Source organism: Paenibacillus macquariensis (assembly GCF_900156375.1).
GTDB classification, from domain to species: Bacteria; Bacillota; Bacilli; order Paenibacillales; family Paenibacillaceae; genus Paenibacillus_AQ; species Paenibacillus_AQ macquariensis.
In genome coordinates, this window is sequence record NZ_FTNK01000002.1 from 443,416 (window position 1) to 460,082 (window position 16,667).

Genomic DNA, 16,667 nt, shown 5'->3' on the forward strand with positions numbered 1-16,667 from the left:
AATCAGCGTAAACCATATATCGTTTCCTTCGGTCACTTAAGCTGCTTGAACCTCAGGAATGCCAAACGCTAGATGAAAGGGATGCAAGAATATAAATTTTAAAGTGAAAGGAAGATGTTTTTAATGTCATTATTCCGATATTTTCAAATGAAAGAAGAATACGCTTCATTAATTGTTAAGTAGACATATGAAGAGCCATATTCACTTTATAGTATGGATGGAATCGATAGTATTTCAGAATTGATGAGTGGTGATTACTATTATGTCTTAAGTGATGACAATGATTTATATGGATTTATATGGATTTATTTGTATTGGAAACTCAGCTCGTGTTCCAGGAGGATATAGAATCGGCATATATAATAATGATAAATACATAGACTTGGGATTAGGGCTATCCCCAGAATTGACTGGTAAGGGTATCGGATTGAATTTTTTAACAAGCAGTATTCATTTTATTGGAGAACAATATAAATCCTCAGATATTCAACTGGTTGTTGCTAGATATAATGAACGAGCTATTAAGGTCTATGAGCGTGCTGGATTTATTATAGGGCAATCATTCAAAAGCGAATTTGAAGATCAAGAAATGGATTTTTTAGTAATGAGTTACTCAAGTAAGAATAATGACTATTGATAGTAGATCAAGGATGGCATCCCCAATCATATAGCAATGCATTTCTACTTCGTGCTGACGCTCCTTGGTCGCCAAAAGGGATATCAGAAAAGTGAATGGCGACACTTCTAACCGGCTAAGTCTGACGACCCGTTCCCAGGGGTCTATTAAGCCGCTTGAATGTCAGGAATGCCAAACGTATGCCAAAGAACCGAAACGCTGCTTTAATGAAAAAAGGATTGATAAAATGCAGTTTAAGATATTTATTATTCTAATATTGCTTGTGCTGACTGGATGTAATGAAAATAAGTTAGAACCTATATCTAAAATTTTTCAAATGAAGGCACGGAAACGCCCCATTCTTTCAAACTTCATTTTTCAAAGAGGGCAAATTTTACTGTCTTTTTTATATTTTTTTTATGTAGTTGATATATTAAGAAAGAAAAACATAAAAAATGACTGTAAAAGCAGCTGAAAAAGGAATGCAAACAGAACCCTCTCTATCATATATTAATAACAAGAAATACTCGTTCAATTATGTACAGAGAAATAGAACCCAAAATAACTATTGCAAGGAGGCGATACGGTTTTCCGGGATGTGTTAAACAACTCTATATTACTGTGGTGGAAACTCCGGAGAAACGCGGAAGCTGCACTGGATATTTCCTGGTCAACCTGTAATTCCGTCCATAAACCTTTGTAGACGCTTGCAATACAAGCTTGGTAGGTGGGGTTTTCAGGGAATATTTTACAAACCTCAGTTATTATAATAAACATCAATAGCAACCAATAAACATGATTTGGACAATGTTCTGGAAATGCGGTGCCGTATGGGAGAAAATCGGAGGGCAACACGTATGACTTCGGTTTTGGTCTTGATTTCCACGGTATCATCCATGAAGAAAGAACTCTGCTTTACCCTAAAGAATGAGAAATTTCAATTAAATTTCAGGAGGTAATTTCTATGAAACGTATTTTCCGCTATGATGACGTCCCACCGGTTAAGACTACAGCCGGATTACTTCAGGGATATTTTGTTGATAATGTGTATATCTTCAAAGGTGTTCCATACGCACAGGCCAGACGGTTCCAGAAGCCGGAACCGGTTACTCCCTGGGAAGGGATCAAAGATGTCACGTCTTATGGGTTTGTGTGTCCGCTCATGACGCAGGATACCCCAACCGGCGAACTTCTGGTGCCGCACCGTTATTGGCCTCAGGATGAAAACTGCCAGAATCTGAATATCTGGACTAGGACACTGGATTCAGATGTCAAAAAACCGGTAGTTGTGTGGATTCACGGCGGTGGTTACTTTGCTGGTTCCTCTATTGAGCAGGAAGCTTATGACGGCGAAAATATGGCCTCTAATGGCGATGTAGTAGTGGTTTCTGTCAATCACCGCCTGAATATTCTGGGATATCTGGATGTATCTCCATTTGGAGAAAAATATAAAAATTCTGCAAACGCTGGTCAGGCGGACTTGGTTGCCGCAATGCAATGGATTCATGATAATATTTCCGAATTTGGAGGGGACCCCGAAAATATTACGTTGTTCGGACAATCCGGCGGCGGTATGAAAATCGGAGCTTTGTTGCAGACACCAGCGGCTGACGGTCTATTTCATAAAGTACTTATGATGAGCGGTGTTGCGGATGATGAATCCCCGATCATGCCGCGTCCGAGCGGTGACGGGCGGGCAGTTGTTACTGCTATGATGAAGGAACTTGATATTCCGTTAGACATGGCAGAACAGTTGGAAACGATACCCTATCAGGATCTAGTACGAGCCTATAGCAAAGTCAGCCCGGCCATCGCGATGCAGGGCAGTTATGTTGGATGCTATCCTTTAGTGAATGAATTCTTCCTGGGAGATCCGCTTACTTGTTATACGGAACATGCAAAAGAAATTCCTATGATGGTGAGCACTGTATTCGGTGAATTTGCTTTTGCCCCGCTTCCTTACAATAAGAAGGAAATAACGGAACAAGAGACACAAGATATACTTAACCGTCATTTTGGAGAAAAGTCGCCACAACTCGTGGAACTATTTTTACAGAGCTACCCGGGCAAACATCCGCTTGATCTACTTTGTCTGGATCGTGTATTCCGTATACCGTCTTGCAAGTTGGCTATGAAGCATACTTCATTTGGTAAGGCTCCTGCCTATATGTATGCATTTGCACCTGACTTTTCTTATCAGAATGGTAAGCCGGCATGGCACTGTTCGGATATTCCGTTTATTTTCCACAACGTAGAGAAAGTTCCTTCTGCCAATATAGCGAATGTGTCAGAAAAACTGGAACAGGAGATGTTCCATGCCTTTATGAACTTTGCTTATACCGGGAATCCGTCTTCTCCAGAACTTGAGTGGCCGGCATGTAAACCGGGAGATGCCGTAACCATGGTATTTGAGGAACATAGTTCAGTACGGCACAATTTTGATGATGCATTGTTGGAGCTTTTTGAAGAAATCGCACCACCATTTAGTCTAGCTGCACTATTTCAGCAGGATATTCAACATTAGCCACAGAATCTTTAGGTAGTCAATCTATGTTTCGATTGAATAACTATTGAAAAAAGTCCAATAAACATAACGTTTATTGGACTTTTTTAATTTTAATTTTCTTAGAATACAATCGGTTTCAGAATCATGAAAATGAATAATATAATACCAAAAAAAGAAGTGAGATAAGATAAGTTCGATGATTTTTTAAGTGCTGAGATTTGTTCGTTGTTCAGTTCGGTATTTTGATCGTTAGTGTAAAATCGCCGTAAGCATCGGTAACGAGAATCAATATAATTCCTGATTATTTCCGGAAACATCTTAACCAGTATATGTTAAAATAATGAAGAAAAGGATAAAAAATAATTTCCTGTATCTTGATTAATTTGTCTTCAACAATTGATCCATCCAGCGTAATAAATTAATGGGGGGGAATTACTAGATGGAGATTTCTTTAGTCAAATCAGGTTTGAATGAAGCATCAACCATTCATGAAATGCAGATGAAAGCATTTATGCCCTTGTTTGATAAATATCAAGACTTTGAAACAAGCCCCGCCAACGAGTCTGTCGAAAGAATAATAAGTAGAATGAATCAATCATTTACGGATTATTACATCATAAAAAGTTCAAACATTTCTTTAGGTGCAGTTAGAATTGTAAGGAAAGAGAATGAAACTTATCGAGTCAGTCCTATATTTGTATTACCTGAATATCAAGGGAAAGGAATTGCTCAAACAGTATTTGTAATGATTGAAGATATATATAATGACGCAAGAATTTGGGGATTGGACACAATTATGCAAGAACGGGGTAATTGTTATCTGTATGAAAAGTTAGGTTATAAGAGAACCGGAGAAGCAAAAGTGATTAACGATAAAATGACAATAGTATTTTATGAAAAACACTTAGTCTAGATACCAATGGATAGTAGTGGTGATGGAAGAAATATTGGAAGGTATCCAGAAAAAATTAAAGAAAGGGAGTATTCCATGGAACTTCTAGAAATCAACCAAAAATTAAAAGAAACAAGAGAAGAATTACTTGGAATTCTTAATGGATTGAGTAGAGATCAATTAAACAAACAAAAAGACTTATACAGTTGGAGTATTAGTCAGGTATGTCAACACCTAATAAAGACAGAAGAATTATATACCGTAGCAATTAAGAAAGGATTAAAGAGCAAAGATGATTCATTCATAGAGAAAAAGCCATTAGAATTTCTACTTGATAGAAGTAAAAAGTTAGTAGCTCCTGACATAGCTAAACCAACTGATGAAATTATAGAATATCAAGTAATCATTGAACAACTAAACAATTCAAGAGAGAAGTTATATGAAATGTTAAACACAGTAGAAGACCCAACAGTGTTGAGTAGAAGACATTTTATACATCCAGTCTTTAAAGAGATGTTATTAATTGAATGGGTTAAATCACTGTACTTGCATGAACAAAGACATATTAAACAAATTAATGAAATTAAAGATGGATTAATTAAGGGCTGCTGGTGTAAAGAAGGAAGACACGCATTCAAGAAATATTTATTAGGTATTAATGATAGTAATTCATAGTAGTTACAAATAAATTTATACAGGGAATGTGTTTATTACAAAAAAGGAATGATTACTATTAGAAATTTAATTATTGGAACAACTATTGGTGTTATTATTGCTTTATTTTTGGGCCTTGTTAGCGATTGGGAATTGGCAATAAAAGTAACTGGTGGCATCGGAGTTATTTCGTTGCTGCTAGCGGGGGTACTCTCAGGATTCTTTATGATTGGAGATAGAACGAGAGCAGCAAATCATAGTTTTGAAACAACCGCAGATAGGGAACTTAGAAGCAAGTATTCATCCGTGCTATTTTTATTTGGTCTACCGTTTATCATAACTGCAATATTAATCAATTTGATCACCCAATAAAGTTAGCTACTAATTATTAAAATAAGATAGTAGAAGGCAATGCATTAAAGATATTAAGAAATTTTGAATGTATCTCTTCGTAGCTCAGGAATTATAATTCATGCAATAGTGGAAGTAGGATATATTTATGATTATAGAATCAAGGTGGGAATCAGAAAGACTTTTAATAGGAGACTTAAATTCTCAAGAAGTAGATGAAGTACAAGAATTATATAAAACTAGTAGCAATATTAGTCTCTGGGGTAGAGAAGAATCTGAAGTAGATTACATACGGTATTGTTTTTCAGAAGGTGATTTACCCCCGAATGGTATTAAAAAGAACTATAAAATACAAACGATTAAATCAAAAACCGAAAGTAACGACTTGATTGGATTGATAAGTATTTATTGCGGTTATCCGAAAGAGAAAATAGCTTATATATCATTTTTGTGTATTGGGAATCTATATAAAAGTTTAGGATATGGACAAGAAATTATTAATCAATTTATGTATCCTTGAAGAACTGGTCAGCATTGAAATTTTGGATTCACTTAGGCTTTGATAAGATCAATGGTATTTACGGGGATAAAGAACACAAAGATAATACGATTTCGAATCTTGAATTATCAAGACTTTTGTAAGTAACAGAAGTAGATTCCATATGAGAACCTCGATTCTGCTTCATCATGTATCCTTGGTCTGCATGCCAGAGGATATATGATGAAGCAGAGTCAGGCGGACCAACCCTGCCGGACCCAGTGCGTTAGATCGAAATGAAAAGAACGGAGATATAGAGTGGAACAAAAGCCCAAAAGTTAAAGAATTAACTACTGCTAAGGAGAATTTCTCAGTTTTAGGCATTCAAATAGGAAGTAGCTAAAGAGATGCTCGAATCATCATGGGAGATAATGGATACAAATTACAATCTAATGCAAATGAGCATTTCTATAATTATTATTACAAAAAAAATTTATTTATTAGATTATGGAATGATAATGAACTATTTACTCTAGAAAAAGACAATAGTAATTTCGGGGAAAATGAAGAGAAGGTAAGGAGTATTACACTAGCAATTCGAGTTAAGAAAGATGAAGAAATAATGTATTAGTAAAATCGAAGAGGTAATACAATTCATATAACAACATGTTTTCGTTTCATACAGGAAGTTACGCCAGGGAATTATTATTAAAATCACTTATGTTCAGTTAACTCCTTTTATGGTCAATTTTATTCGTTTAATAAGTACTACTCTGAGTTTGGTTCCTGACCCAGAAACTATGGGACAAGATAATTTTCGTTGTTGTGAGAAGAGGAGAAAATAATGGATGAGGATTTAGTTATTAAAGCATCGAAACTATACGGTATAAATAAAGAAGATTGTAATTTCATTGGTGGATTTCAAAATTCAGTCTACTCCTACGCTAAAGATAACAAAAACTACGTTCTTCGTTTCACACATGATTCTCACCGTTCAGACACTTTAATTCGTGCAGAATTGGATTGGGTAAATTACCTAGCAGACAACGGATTATCCGTTAGTAAATCAATTCAATCCATACGACAGGTTGACTGTGAAATGGTTGAAACTGATAAGGATCGATATTATGTTGTAGCTTTTGAAATGGCAAAAGGTCAGAAGATTAATATTAACAATGAAAGCGAATGGAATGAAGAGTTCTTTAGACATTGGGGAAGTATGGTGGGGCGGATTCATTCATTAACAAAAAAATATAAATCAAAACAAGTTAATACTCGACGCCCACATCAGTACGATAAAGATCAAGAGTTCATACATATGATATCTAAGAAGCTAGATGATACTCACACTTTTGCACTTCAAAAGTTTATATATTTATCGGAAGTGCTAAATCCTGATAAAAAAATAGAACATGATTTATATGGTCTTATACATAATGACATTCATTGTGGTAATTTTCATGTGCTTGGTGGGGAATTGCAATTATTTGATTGTGATGAATGTGCCTATAATTGGTTTGGGAATGATATTGCGATTCCTTTATTCTATTCAGTGTGGGAAGCTACGCCAAATAACATCGAAAGAACTGAATTTGCAAAGAAATTCCTCTATCACTTTTTGAACGGGTATGCAAAGGAAATTTCAATAACGGAAGATACGCTAAAACATATTCCATCCCTTCTAAAAATGCGTGAGGTCGTATTGTACTTGTTCTTCACTACTCGATGGAATTTAAAACAATTAACCTATAAACAACAAAAAGTATTAAAGGATTTAGAGTGTAATATCATAAATGATATCCCTTTTTTGGAACGGATTTTTTAAGTGGAGTCAAGCATGAAAAATGGGAGGTTCTATGAATAATAAAATGATTCGTAATATTCTAGTATTCGTTATGGTTGTTGGTTTCAGTGGGTGGATAGGGGTTCTTGTGGACTCAGTACTTCCAGAACAACCTAAGGGTGATACTCTCGGTATGGGGATATGGCTGGTATTGCCTATGTTAACTGCAATTACATTAATATTATTTTCAAAGTTTGGTTGGACAGATGTTGGGCTCAAGCCGAATTTCAAAGGGAATACAAAATGGTACTTAACTTCTGTCTTGATATATCCTGTTGTAACAGGAATCGTATTGATAATCGGATCTACTACGAAATGGATTGACTTGTCAGGATTAAATCTCAAATCTTTTATTTGGGCGTTTAGCAGTACATTGTTCATTGGTTTTATTAAAAATATATTCGAAGAGGCTGTTTGGCGAGGTTTTCTTACTTCACAGCTCGTTAGATTAAATCTAAAGGATTGGAAAATCTATCTCATCGTAGGATTCGTTTGGGGGATATGGCATATTCCATATTACTTGGTCTTTTTACAAGAGGCAGATTTGCAAGCGGTCTTACCTGTCAATCGAGCTATATTTATCATTGTAGCTATTTTAACCATGACATGCTGGTCTGTTATGTATATTGAGCTTTATAGGGTAACCAACTCAATTTGGCCGTGTGTGATATTACATACAGTAGAGGATTCGCTGATCAATCCTTTAGTTTTATCGGGTTATATTAGTATAGCATCAGGTAAGGAAATTTTTATTTCACCGATCAGCGGAATTATTACTTCAATTTTTTATCTGGCTGTTGGACTTGGAATAAGAGCTTATAGAAGAAGACAATCAAACAACACAACTATCACAGAAGATATTAAGTATAATCTTAGCTAAGTGTTTAACGACAAAATCAAAATATTAACGAATAGTAGGTGACGTGATGTTTAACCAAGACGGTGGTTTTGTAGTTGGATGGGGAACGTTAGCTCTTATTAATGCAGGTTTAGGATAGAAATACGTATTATAGGCTCGGAACCATAGAAAGGAGAAGTAATCGTATGGAGCAAGATATATCTTTAGAAAGAAGAATAGCCATAGTAACTGGTGCGTCTCGTCTTAACGGCATTGGGGCAGGAATATGTAAAGCGTTGGCGAGTAAAGGGATGGATATATATTTTACATATTGGACTCCCTATGATAATGAAATGTCTTGGGGAATCAGCCCCAATGAACCTCAAGTGTTACAAGCTAATATTACAGAATACGGTGTGCGGTGTGAGAGACTGGAATTAGATCTTTCTGAAACATTAGCACCTGCTAAGTTATTAGATTCAGTGGAAAAAGAATTAGGGAAGCCATCGATCTTAATCAACAATGCGACCTATTCCATTGATGTAGGCTACGATACATTAACTGCTGAAGTACTTGATAGACATTACCAAGTCAATATTCGTGGAACCATGTTATTAAGTGCAGAGTTTGCTAGAAGGTTTAACAGTGCAAGAGGTGGGAGAATTATTAATTTAACTTCTGGTCAATCCCTAGGACCGATGGCTGGTAATATTGCCTATGCGACTACTAAAGGAGCTATTGATGCTTTCACGTTAACCTTGTCGGCTGAATTAGCCGGGAAAGGAATTACGGTCAATGCGGTGAATCCGGGACCAACGGATACGGGATGGATGGATGACGACGTAAAGGATCATATTTTGACTAAATCTCCAACGGGTAGAATTGGAATGCCACACGATGCAGCAAGATTAATTGCTTTTCTTGCAAGTGACGAATCTGATTGGGTAACTGGACAGATCATCCATTCAGAGGGTGGATTTCAGAGAGGTTAGTATATGAAGTGGTGTTACTTGTTTCATTAAACGTTAGACTGTCTAAACGATCGATCAGTTTCCTCAGGCTTGTTGCATCTGTAGCATAATGCCGGACATCCTCTCCAAGTAGCTTGTAGACCTGTTCTCTTGTGAACGTAAAGCTATACGTTGCGCCGTCATATTGACCCGTGTTGTCAGCAATTGAATAGGTTATACTATCGACGTTATCAATCAGGCTTAAGAGAAGAATGGAATTACGATAAAAAGATTCGCCGCTTATTGCCCCCTCTTTTGACACATCAGTAGAGTCAGTCATTATATAATTGATGGTCGCTCCATATGGTATAGCATTCGTTTGAAGTGCCAACCCATTAGCCTCTAAACCGACCGGGATGGCCATTCCACTAAAGAGACCGCCTACCTTGACATGATTACCCACATATAGTGTTTTGTTCTTCATAAGCTTATCTATATTATATCCGGAATAGGTTGACTGCGATGGCTGCTGCAATGATGGCTGTAACGGCGTAGGATTGGATGTACATCCTACAATCAATGCTGCTATAACGAGCATAGAACTTGCGACCATCCAAGAAGAGGGTTGACGATACGAGAGAATATTCTTAATTCTTTCCTTAACATGACTCTCTCCAAAGGCAAGTGGACTTCCCGACCGTAACCCACTTCTGCTTACTGAAAGAGAAAGTAAAGTTGTTGAGTAGCTTCCTTTAATCTGGTCGCCCATCTTGTTAACGACACGCTCATCGCAGGACATTTCCATATCTTTACTCATGAGCGAATAGGATAGCCACATCATCGGATTAAACCAATGGAGGATAACTATCATAAATGCAAAAGGTTTTATAAGGTAATCTCGTCTCAAGATATGTGTTTGCTCATGTAGTAAAATGTAAGACAGCTCATGCTCGCTTATACCGGTAGGGATATATATTTTCGGTTTCAGAAAACCGCAAACAAAGGGTGTGGAAATCTGGTCAGTCTCATAAACATGATCTTTGACGAGGGTTGCTGTTCGGACTTTAGTCAGTATTTTCAAGTACGAAATGATGCTGTAAAGAAGAAGAATGGCTACACCGGTTATCCAGATTATACTTCCCAACCACAGGATGATCTGCATAGGGTTCACACTTGCTATTGTGGTAGCACCAGGAAGGGATGAATTTATCAAATGACTTATTTTACTAACCCCAGCGTCCACAATAGGGTATTTCAGCATCCCAATATCCCGTGGCACAAACTCCATGAGACCTGTACCCGCTTGGACATGGGGCTGCACAAATCGTAATAGACTGAAGTTTGTAGTGAAACTAACAGGGATGACCAGTCTGATGAGTACGGCTGACCATAGGATATAGGAGAATATTTTAGGAGCGCACCTCAAAAGAAACCTCGCCATGATAACTGCAAGTGTGACGTAGCTTGCCGTAATGCTCATATTAAGAATAATAAGAAACAGGTCCATCATCTGGTCGCCTCCTCAATAATCCTCTTCAATTCTTCAGCTTCATCCTCAGAAAGTTTCTTTCCACCCAGAAAAGCAGTTAAGAATTGCGGCAAAGACCCACTGAAGGCTTTTTCAACAACCGTCTGACTTTCGTATTTCTGAGCATCTGTTTTTTTTACAATGGCAGTGACCGTTGCCTCATCGTTTCTAAGGATTCCCCTCTCACACAGCTTTCTTAGAACGGTATAGGTCGTGGACTTCTTCCAGCCAAGCTTTGCCTGGCTTAGCTTCACAAGATCTGTAGAATTAATGGGTTCATTATCCCAAATCAGGCATGCAAATTTGTATTCAGCATCGAACAATTTGTACGGTTCTATTCTGATCTCCTCCTTGATGAGTTTATCGTAGTAAACCTTATGGAAAAGAGTTTATTGTAATAAACCTTGTGTGTCAAGTGTTGGATACAGAATCAGGTGACACATTCAACTAATTTTAAATATATTGAAAATATTGGGATTTATTTGTATGATTGTATTTAAAGTAATACTGTGTGTAACTGGCGTAAACATGGAAAACCATGAGGGAGACACAGATAACAAGCCGTACGCCTGGGCAAAGTATTTGATCTATGATCAAGTGCTTTTTTGTTTTATAAAATACATAAAGGCAGGTGTTCGGGTTATGAAGATGGCGTTTATTTTATTTGATGGAATGACAACACTTGATTTAACTGGTTTTACTGAAGCTATAACTTGGCTTGGAATCTTAAATGCTGTAGAGAATGTATCATGGGATTTTTGTGGCATACAAGAGGAAATTATCGATGATCGTGGGATGATAATTAAAACAAAAAATGTTTGCGTAGATCTTTCCCAATATGATCTGATATTTGTCCCAGGTGGTATGACGACAAGACAATTACGAAATGATGAGGAGTTTTTGTTATGGTTACAGACCGCTAAAGACGTAAAATATAAAGTTTCTGTATGCACGGGAGCACTACTTTTAGGGGCATCTGGATTTTTAAGTGGTAAAAAAGCTACCACAAATCCATCTGCATATGAGCTACTTGCACCCTACTGCTCGGAAGTAGTTAATACTAGAATAGTAAGGGATGGAACTATATTTACAGGTGGTGGTGTCTCTTCTTCTATTGATCTCGGTCTATTTATAGTTGAATACTTAACTAATGTCGAAGTCGTACAAAAAATCCAAACCAAAATGGATTACCCTTACTATCAGACAGGAAAAAACATAAAAATATAGGGGGGATTAAAATATGAATATTCGATTATTTGCACTCCATGACCAACAAGAAGTAGTAAATATAATGAAGGAACATCCGCTTCAATTCCCAAACTTCATTATAGATAAATATCCCATACGTTGGAGTAGCTTTCTTAGTTCTTCAATTGATAATATAAAAAGTCAGTTTTATGTAGCGTATAACGAGAGTGATCATATTGTTGGTCATGCTGGATATATCTTTAATGACGAAGAAGACCTTTATGAAATAGTTGGTGTAGCTGTGAAAAACGACTGTCAGCGACAAGGTATTGGTAAGGTTTTAATCAACACGATTTGTAACGAAATAAAAAAGGTTAACGAGAAGATGGTTATTCTATATACATTAGGTCATGTCGGTAATGAAGATACTATGAACTTTTATCGCAATATAGGCTTCGACATGGTTAATCATGAAAATGATTTCTTTCAGAAAGGATACCATAGAGTTACATTTACCAAAACAATTGCTTATTAAGCTATTGTATTTTCATATAATTATCAGAAATTTTCGGAGGGTTGTTCAGGATGGGTTCTAGACCAGTGATTATTGAAAATTATAATGAGGAATGGCCTATCATGTTTAATGAATTACAGGATATTTTAAGATACAATTTAGGAGAATTGGCTTCAAACATAGAGCATATTGGAAGCACATCTGTACCTGGATTAGCAGCTAAACCGATTATAGATATTGATATCGTAATTGAATCTATGCTGTTACTTCCGAAAGTAATTGAGAAGTTAAGTGAAATAGGCTACTTACATGAAGGTGATTTAGGGATTAAGAACAGGGAAGCCTTTTCTAGAATGGATGATAAAGTTCCTTATAACAACGAGATGAATCCCAAACAGGAACATCATCTTTATGTCTGCAATAAAGAAAGTGATGCATTAATGAAGCACATCGTATTTAGAAATATTTTAAGAAAACGACCTGATTTAGTAACTAGCTACTCAGTATTAAAGCGAGAACTTGCGGAGAAATTTAAAGATAATCGTATTGCATATACTGAAGGGAAAACTCATTTTGTAAATACAGTCATGAATGAATAGGCCTCAGGAAGATTATGAAGGTAGACTCAGACAGCAGGACCCTACCAAAGATAAGAATTATCTAAGGCAGGGTCCTAGATACCAAAAGTTATCTGTAAGTCTCGAAGAGTAACGGTTACTTGTTGGAAATAAGCTTAGTCTATGACAGCCGGAATAATATGTTCTTTAATTAGTGTCCATCGATCACTAGGATTCATGCTGAATTCTGATGTAATGGCTACGACTAGGTCTAACTCTGGCATGCAACAAATGACATTACCACCATCGCCTAGTGCTGAGTATGCAAATACCCCGTCGTCCTCTTCGCGTAACCACCATAGATAACCGTAATTATTAGGGTTCATCGCTGTTGATTCGTCAATCCATGTCTTGGAAATAATCTGATTATTGTCCCAAATGCCACTATTCAGATAAAGCAAACCAAAACGTGCCATATCACGTGGACGTAGCGTTAGTCCCCATCCTCCTGTAGAGATTCTGTTTGGATCGTTAACCCATCCTTTTACATTGCTCCCGAATAGATCATCAAACCCAAATGATGTCATTTCATAATCCGGGATTTCTTTCATGCCAATAGGTTTAAATAAGTTATCGTTCGCATACTCACGGGCACTTTTTCCTGTGCTACGCGTGATGATGGCCGATAGCAGGTGCGCTCCTGCGGTGGAATATTTAAAAGTTCCGATAGTTCCTTTTTGGCCTAACATATCCAACGTATACTTTATCCAGTCAGCTTGCATACACATCTTGTCCAGCGGTTCTTGCCAGTCCTCAAATGAATAGGGAGCCGTCATTGTGAGAAGGTGGCGAATGGTGATATCTTGTTTCTTTCTATCAGCTGCATCGTGAACATATTCGGGGAAGAAATCTAGTACCTTCTGATCTACGCTTTTTATATATTTTGCATCTATGGCAATACCAATGAGAGTAGATATGATGCTTTTCGTTACAGATGTTACATGGTGCGTAGCATTCTGACTATAGCCGTGATAATATTTTTCATAAGCAATATATCCATTTCTCGCAATAACAATACCGTTTATATTGCTATACTCGGATGTTATTACAGGATCAAGCTCTGAAAGATTTTCAGCGTCCATTCCCAAGGTTGCCGGGTCTAAGGCTTGCCATTCTGTCGTTGGCCAGTTTCTTTTCAACAATATAAATACCTCCTAAAAGATCTTTATGTTTTGTTTAGCGATTGTTAAGGGAAATGTCAGTCAGCTCTTACTACTATTTTTTCTTTACAGGAAAATACACCTCGGTAACAATATCCTCAGGAATACGGGCTTGATTGGGGTCGGTTAGATACACTTCATAAGGTGATTTCACCAATGCATATCCTTCATGTTCTACCCATTCTCTCAGTCTTGCATATACTGATGTCAAATCTGAATATGAACCTTGTACAACCGACTTCGCACATAGACCTCCAGGCAAATCTCTTGTTCCCTTTACAATCTCCTCTACATTGAGGGCAAACTCTGTATCATTGCCTGTGGGATTGTATTCAAGGCTGTGATAAATAGTCATTGGCGTACCAAGCAGGGTGAGATTTTCAGTAGCAATCTTTTCATATAACCTGCTAAAATATTGTCCATAACCTAAAGCATAGTCATCACCACTTAACATCTGACGAATGTAAAGGATATTCATTGGCTGGGTTTCAACTAGCTGCACTTCTATATGGTCAAGGTATGACATGATGGGTATTCCTTTCTCTAAATTCGAAATATCATTACTCATTTGTTGTTGAGTATATTCAAAAGCATCTAACTTATCTTGTATGTCCCTTATCTTGCGATTAAGGACAGAACAAAGCTTCTCTTCTAATTGATCCTCTTCCAATGCTAGAATGGCTTTGATTTCTTCCAGAGAGAAATGATAAGTCTTCAAACGGTTGATAAAGAGCATCTTTTTGAGTTGGCCGATAGAATAATACCTATAACCGTTCTCAGGATTAATCTCATCAGGATTTATTAATCCTATTTCAGCATAATATCGAAGTGTCTTTGTAGATACTTCGCAAATCTTTGAGAATTCTCCAATCGATAGCAAGGGGTAACCCTCCATTCATATTTATATACAAAATAAATGCTTTAAACAACGTAACTATGTTCATCTATACTATCCACCTTACCCTAAGGGCAAAGTCAATAGCAAAGAAAATTACATCAACAAATTTATGCAAAGCCCATTCGGTCCTAGGTTGTTAGGTGTATAATCATAGAAGATAACTCCGACAACATGAAACACGAACCCGACCTAAGATAAAAGCTATCTAAGGGCGGGACTTGTCGAATGCGCGAACGTTACGCGACATATGAAGCTAGGGGGAATGATCATCAAAAGTCATTGGCTAAATTTAGAATATCTGAAAACGGGTAATCGAATACAAGCTGAAGTGTATCAGTTGTTTAATAAATATAGATTATTTGAAATACTTCGAGACTATGACCCCATATTGGTAGGTACTGTACCTATAGGAGTTAACATTATGGGCAGTGACTTAGATATCATTTGTGAAGTGAAGGGTTTCAATGACTTTGAAAGACAGATGGAAGAGCAATTTAAAGACTATTTTGATTTCTCGATAACAAGAAGAGTAGTAAATGATATGGAAAGAATAAAAGTTAACTTTGTAATTGAAGGTTGGCCAATTGAGATTTTTGGACAAGAGCAACCAACGCGTCAGCAAAATGGATTTAGACATATGGTAATAGAAGATCGAATGCTAAGGATATACGGGAAGCATTTTAACGACCAAATAATACAATTAAAAATAGAAGGACTTAAGACTGAACCTGCATTCGCCAAGGTCTTAAAGCTAGAAGGTGATCCTTATTTAAGACTATTGGAAATCTACAATTGGACAGATGAAGAAATAAGAGATTTGTGGGAAGAATCAAACACGTCAGATTAAACCAGTGCAATCTTGTATAAGAAATTAACTATTAAATATATTTAAAAAAACTGCCATAACAAGCGAGGCAAGGCATTTCATAATTAAAGTTAAAAGGAGAATTAATATGCCACATCTTAAATCGGATCGAATTGTACTGAGAGAATATCGAATGGAAGATTTACCTCACATGCGTGAATGGGTTAATAACTTTGAAATAACGAATAATCTACATGATATTTTTATATATCCTCAAACCACACATGATACTGAATCTTTCTTAAAAGATATGATTGAAGGGGAATTAAGTGTTAAGGGTTTTATTATCGCGACTCCTGATGAACTTGAATATATAGGACAAATTGATTTACACAAAATAGATTGGAAGAATAGATCCGCGGGTCTAGGTATAGTGATTGGTAAGGCTGATTATTTAGGGAAGGGTTATGGCAAAGAGGCAATTGAATTATTAAAGGAATTTGTATTTAATACTTTGAATCTCAACCGATTGGAACTGGATGTCTATGAATATAATGTAAGAGCTTATAAATGCTATTTAAAATGCGGGTTCATAGAAGAGGGCAGATCACGAAAGAAGTTATTTAGACAAGGTAAGTATTGGGATATCATTCAAATGAGTATATTGAAAGAGGAGTATGAACAGAAATTGGCGGAGTAAACAGGATTATTAAGTTCCTCATTCGTGAACAGTTAGCTGGGTCTAGTCCTGCAAAATCTAATATCTTTTTCTGGAGGGGAACTTTTTATCAATTAGGGATAGTTTAACTAAAGTTATATTTTCCCTAAT

The 16,667-nt window shown here is 36.6% G+C and carries 18 protein-coding genes and 1 riboswitch; of the genes, 14 read left to right on the forward strand and 4 right to left on the reverse strand.

The genetic code is table 11. The annotated features are described in order from the left end of the window. Nucleotides 1-280: 280 nt before the first annotated feature. The 9 genes from BW961_RS05025 (at nucleotide 281) to BW961_RS05075 (ending at nucleotide 9,170) form a co-directional block, all read left to right on the forward strand. The gene (locus tag BW961_RS05025) at nucleotides 281-637 is read left to right on the forward strand and encodes a GNAT family N-acetyltransferase (protein ID WP_244555874.1); all 357 of its coding nucleotides are present in this window, start codon (nucleotides 281-283) and stop codon (nucleotides 635-637) included. Between the two features lie 943 nt (nucleotides 638-1,580). Then, complete coding sequence (locus BW961_RS05035) at nucleotides 1,581-3,140, forward strand: carboxylesterase/lipase family protein (protein ID WP_068581514.1); 1,560 nt, start codon at nucleotides 1,581-1,583, stop codon at nucleotides 3,138-3,140. Nucleotides 3,141-3,561: 421 nt separating this feature from the next. Continuing rightward, a complete protein-coding gene (locus tag BW961_RS05040; protein ID WP_068581516.1) occupies nucleotides 3,562-4,035 on the forward strand; it encodes a GNAT family N-acetyltransferase in 474 nt (157 codons plus the stop codon). Nucleotides 4,036-4,041: 6 nt separating this feature from the next. After that, nucleotides 4,042-4,689, forward strand: a complete 648-nt coding sequence (locus BW961_RS05045; protein ID WP_394327596.1) for a DinB family protein — start codon at nucleotides 4,042-4,044, stop codon at nucleotides 4,687-4,689. Nucleotides 4,690-4,737: 48 nt separating this feature from the next. Continuing rightward, nucleotides 4,738-5,040, forward strand: a complete 303-nt coding sequence (locus tag BW961_RS05050) for a DUF5316 family protein (RefSeq protein ID WP_068581519.1) — start codon at nucleotides 4,738-4,740, stop codon at nucleotides 5,038-5,040. A 127-nt stretch (nucleotides 5,041-5,167) separates the two neighbouring features. Further along, on the forward strand, nucleotides 5,168-5,539 hold the full coding sequence (locus BW961_RS05055) for a hypothetical protein (protein ID WP_068581522.1): 372 nt from the start codon (nucleotides 5,168-5,170) through the stop codon (nucleotides 5,537-5,539). An 802-nt stretch (nucleotides 5,540-6,341) separates the two neighbouring features. After that, nucleotides 6,342-7,322: a phosphotransferase enzyme family protein gene (locus BW961_RS05065; protein WP_068581529.1), complete on the forward strand. Its 981-nt coding sequence runs from the start codon at nucleotides 6,342-6,344 to the stop codon at nucleotides 7,320-7,322. Nucleotides 7,323-7,353: 31 nt separating this feature from the next. Then, nucleotides 7,354-8,220 carry a CPBP family intramembrane glutamic endopeptidase gene (locus BW961_RS05070; RefSeq protein ID WP_068581532.1) on the forward strand — a complete coding sequence of 289 codons (867 nt, stop codon included), beginning with the start codon at nucleotides 7,354-7,356 and terminating at the stop codon, nucleotides 8,218-8,220. 164 nt (nucleotides 8,221-8,384) lie between these two features. Continuing rightward, the gene (locus BW961_RS05075; protein WP_068581535.1) at nucleotides 8,385-9,170 is read left to right on the forward strand and encodes an SDR family oxidoreductase; all 786 of its coding nucleotides are present in this window, start codon (nucleotides 8,385-8,387) and stop codon (nucleotides 9,168-9,170) included. On the opposite strand, the gene BW961_RS05080 is transcribed toward BW961_RS05075, so the two are convergent. Together BW961_RS05080 and BW961_RS05085 are read right to left on the reverse strand one after the other, a co-directional pair. Next, nucleotides 9,136-10,638 (reverse strand): M56 family metallopeptidase, encoded by a 1,503-nt coding sequence (locus BW961_RS05080; protein WP_068581538.1) that lies wholly within the window; start codon nucleotides 10,636-10,638, stop codon nucleotides 9,136-9,138. The two genes, BW961_RS05075 and BW961_RS05080, sit on opposite strands and share 35 nt — an antisense overlap. After that, complete coding sequence (locus BW961_RS05085) at nucleotides 10,635-10,994, reverse strand: BlaI/MecI/CopY family transcriptional regulator (RefSeq protein WP_068581540.1); 360 nt, start codon at nucleotides 10,992-10,994, stop codon at nucleotides 10,635-10,637. Before BW961_RS05085 ends, BW961_RS05080 begins: the two co-directional genes overlap by 4 nt. A 165-nt stretch (nucleotides 10,995-11,159) precedes the next feature. Beyond that, nucleotides 11,160-11,238: riboswitch (ZMP/ZTP riboswitch) on the forward strand. 60 nt (nucleotides 11,239-11,298) lie between these two features. On the opposite strand from BW961_RS05085, the gene BW961_RS05090 reads away from it, so the two are divergent. The 3 genes from BW961_RS05090 to BW961_RS05100 are packed head-to-tail and all read left to right on the forward strand — an operon-like array spanning nucleotide 11,299 to nucleotide 12,957. Beyond that, the gene (locus BW961_RS05090) at nucleotides 11,299-11,883 is read left to right on the forward strand and encodes a DJ-1/PfpI family protein (RefSeq protein ID WP_068581944.1); all 585 of its coding nucleotides are present in this window, start codon (nucleotides 11,299-11,301) and stop codon (nucleotides 11,881-11,883) included. A gap of 13 nt (nucleotides 11,884-11,896) precedes the next feature. Continuing rightward, entirely contained in the window at nucleotides 11,897-12,379 is a 483-nt protein-coding gene (locus tag BW961_RS05095; RefSeq protein ID WP_068581543.1) for a GNAT family N-acetyltransferase, read from the forward strand. A gap of 50 nt (nucleotides 12,380-12,429) precedes the next feature. Next, nucleotides 12,430-12,957, forward strand: a complete 528-nt coding sequence (locus tag BW961_RS05100; RefSeq protein WP_068581546.1) for a GrpB family protein — start codon at nucleotides 12,430-12,432, stop codon at nucleotides 12,955-12,957. Nucleotides 12,958-13,091: 134 nt separating this feature from the next. Here the strand turns inward: BW961_RS05100 and BW961_RS05105 are convergent, their stop codons facing one another. Next, nucleotides 13,092-14,057 carry a serine hydrolase domain-containing protein gene (locus BW961_RS05105; RefSeq protein ID WP_394327598.1) on the reverse strand — a complete coding sequence of 322 codons (966 nt, stop codon included), beginning with the start codon at nucleotides 14,055-14,057 and terminating at the stop codon, nucleotides 13,092-13,094. Between the two features lie 133 nt (nucleotides 14,058-14,190). Beyond that, nucleotides 14,191-15,015 (reverse strand): MerR family transcriptional regulator, encoded by an 825-nt coding sequence (locus tag BW961_RS05110; RefSeq protein ID WP_068581552.1) that lies wholly within the window; start codon nucleotides 15,013-15,015, stop codon nucleotides 14,191-14,193. 280 nt (nucleotides 15,016-15,295) lie between these two features. Here BW961_RS05110 and BW961_RS05115 point away from each other — a divergent pair, with 280 nt between their 5' ends. Both BW961_RS05115 and BW961_RS05120 read left to right on the forward strand, forming a co-directional pair. Further along, entirely contained in the window at nucleotides 15,296-15,880 is a 585-nt protein-coding gene (locus BW961_RS05115) for a DUF4269 domain-containing protein (RefSeq protein WP_068581555.1), read from the forward strand. 106 nt (nucleotides 15,881-15,986) lie between these two features. Beyond that, nucleotides 15,987-16,538: a GNAT family N-acetyltransferase gene (locus tag BW961_RS05120; protein ID WP_068581559.1), complete on the forward strand. Its 552-nt coding sequence runs from the start codon at nucleotides 15,987-15,989 to the stop codon at nucleotides 16,536-16,538. Nucleotides 16,539-16,667: the final 129 nt, after the last annotated feature.

Coding starts and splice junctions, on each gene's coding strand:
- BW961_RS05025 (WP_244555874.1), top strand. CDS start 281: ATGATTTATATGGATTTATATGGATTTATTTGTATTGGAAACTCAGCT.
- BW961_RS05035 (WP_068581514.1), top strand. CDS start 1,581: ATGAAACGTATTTTCCGCTATGATGACGTCCCACCGGTTAAGACTACA.
- BW961_RS05040 (WP_068581516.1), top strand. CDS start 3,562: ATGGAGATTTCTTTAGTCAAATCAGGTTTGAATGAAGCATCAACCATT.
- BW961_RS05045 (WP_394327596.1), top strand. CDS start 4,042: ATGGATAGTAGTGGTGATGGAAGAAATATTGGAAGGTATCCAGAAAAA.
- BW961_RS05050 (WP_068581519.1), top strand. CDS start 4,738: ATGATTACTATTAGAAATTTAATTATTGGAACAACTATTGGTGTTATT.
- BW961_RS05055 (WP_068581522.1), top strand. CDS start 5,168: ATGATTATAGAATCAAGGTGGGAATCAGAAAGACTTTTAATAGGAGAC.
- BW961_RS05065 (WP_068581529.1), top strand. CDS start 6,342: ATGGATGAGGATTTAGTTATTAAAGCATCGAAACTATACGGTATAAAT.
- BW961_RS05070 (WP_068581532.1), top strand. CDS start 7,354: ATGAATAATAAAATGATTCGTAATATTCTAGTATTCGTTATGGTTGTT.
- BW961_RS05075 (WP_068581535.1), top strand. CDS start 8,385: ATGGAGCAAGATATATCTTTAGAAAGAAGAATAGCCATAGTAACTGGT.
- BW961_RS05080 (WP_068581538.1), bottom strand. CDS start 10,638: ATGATGGACCTGTTTCTTATTATTCTTAATATGAGCATTACGGCAAGC.
- BW961_RS05090 (WP_068581944.1), top strand. CDS start 11,299: ATGAAGATGGCGTTTATTTTATTTGATGGAATGACAACACTTGATTTA.
- BW961_RS05095 (WP_068581543.1), top strand. CDS start 11,897: ATGAATATTCGATTATTTGCACTCCATGACCAACAAGAAGTAGTAAAT.
- BW961_RS05100 (WP_068581546.1), top strand. CDS start 12,430: ATGGGTTCTAGACCAGTGATTATTGAAAATTATAATGAGGAATGGCCT.
- BW961_RS05105 (WP_394327598.1), bottom strand. CDS start 14,057: ATGGACGCTGAAAATCTTTCAGAGCTTGATCCTGTAATAACATCCGAG.
- BW961_RS05115 (WP_068581555.1), top strand. CDS start 15,296: ATGATCATCAAAAGTCATTGGCTAAATTTAGAATATCTGAAAACGGGT.
- BW961_RS05120 (WP_068581559.1), top strand. CDS start 15,987: ATGCCACATCTTAAATCGGATCGAATTGTACTGAGAGAATATCGAATG.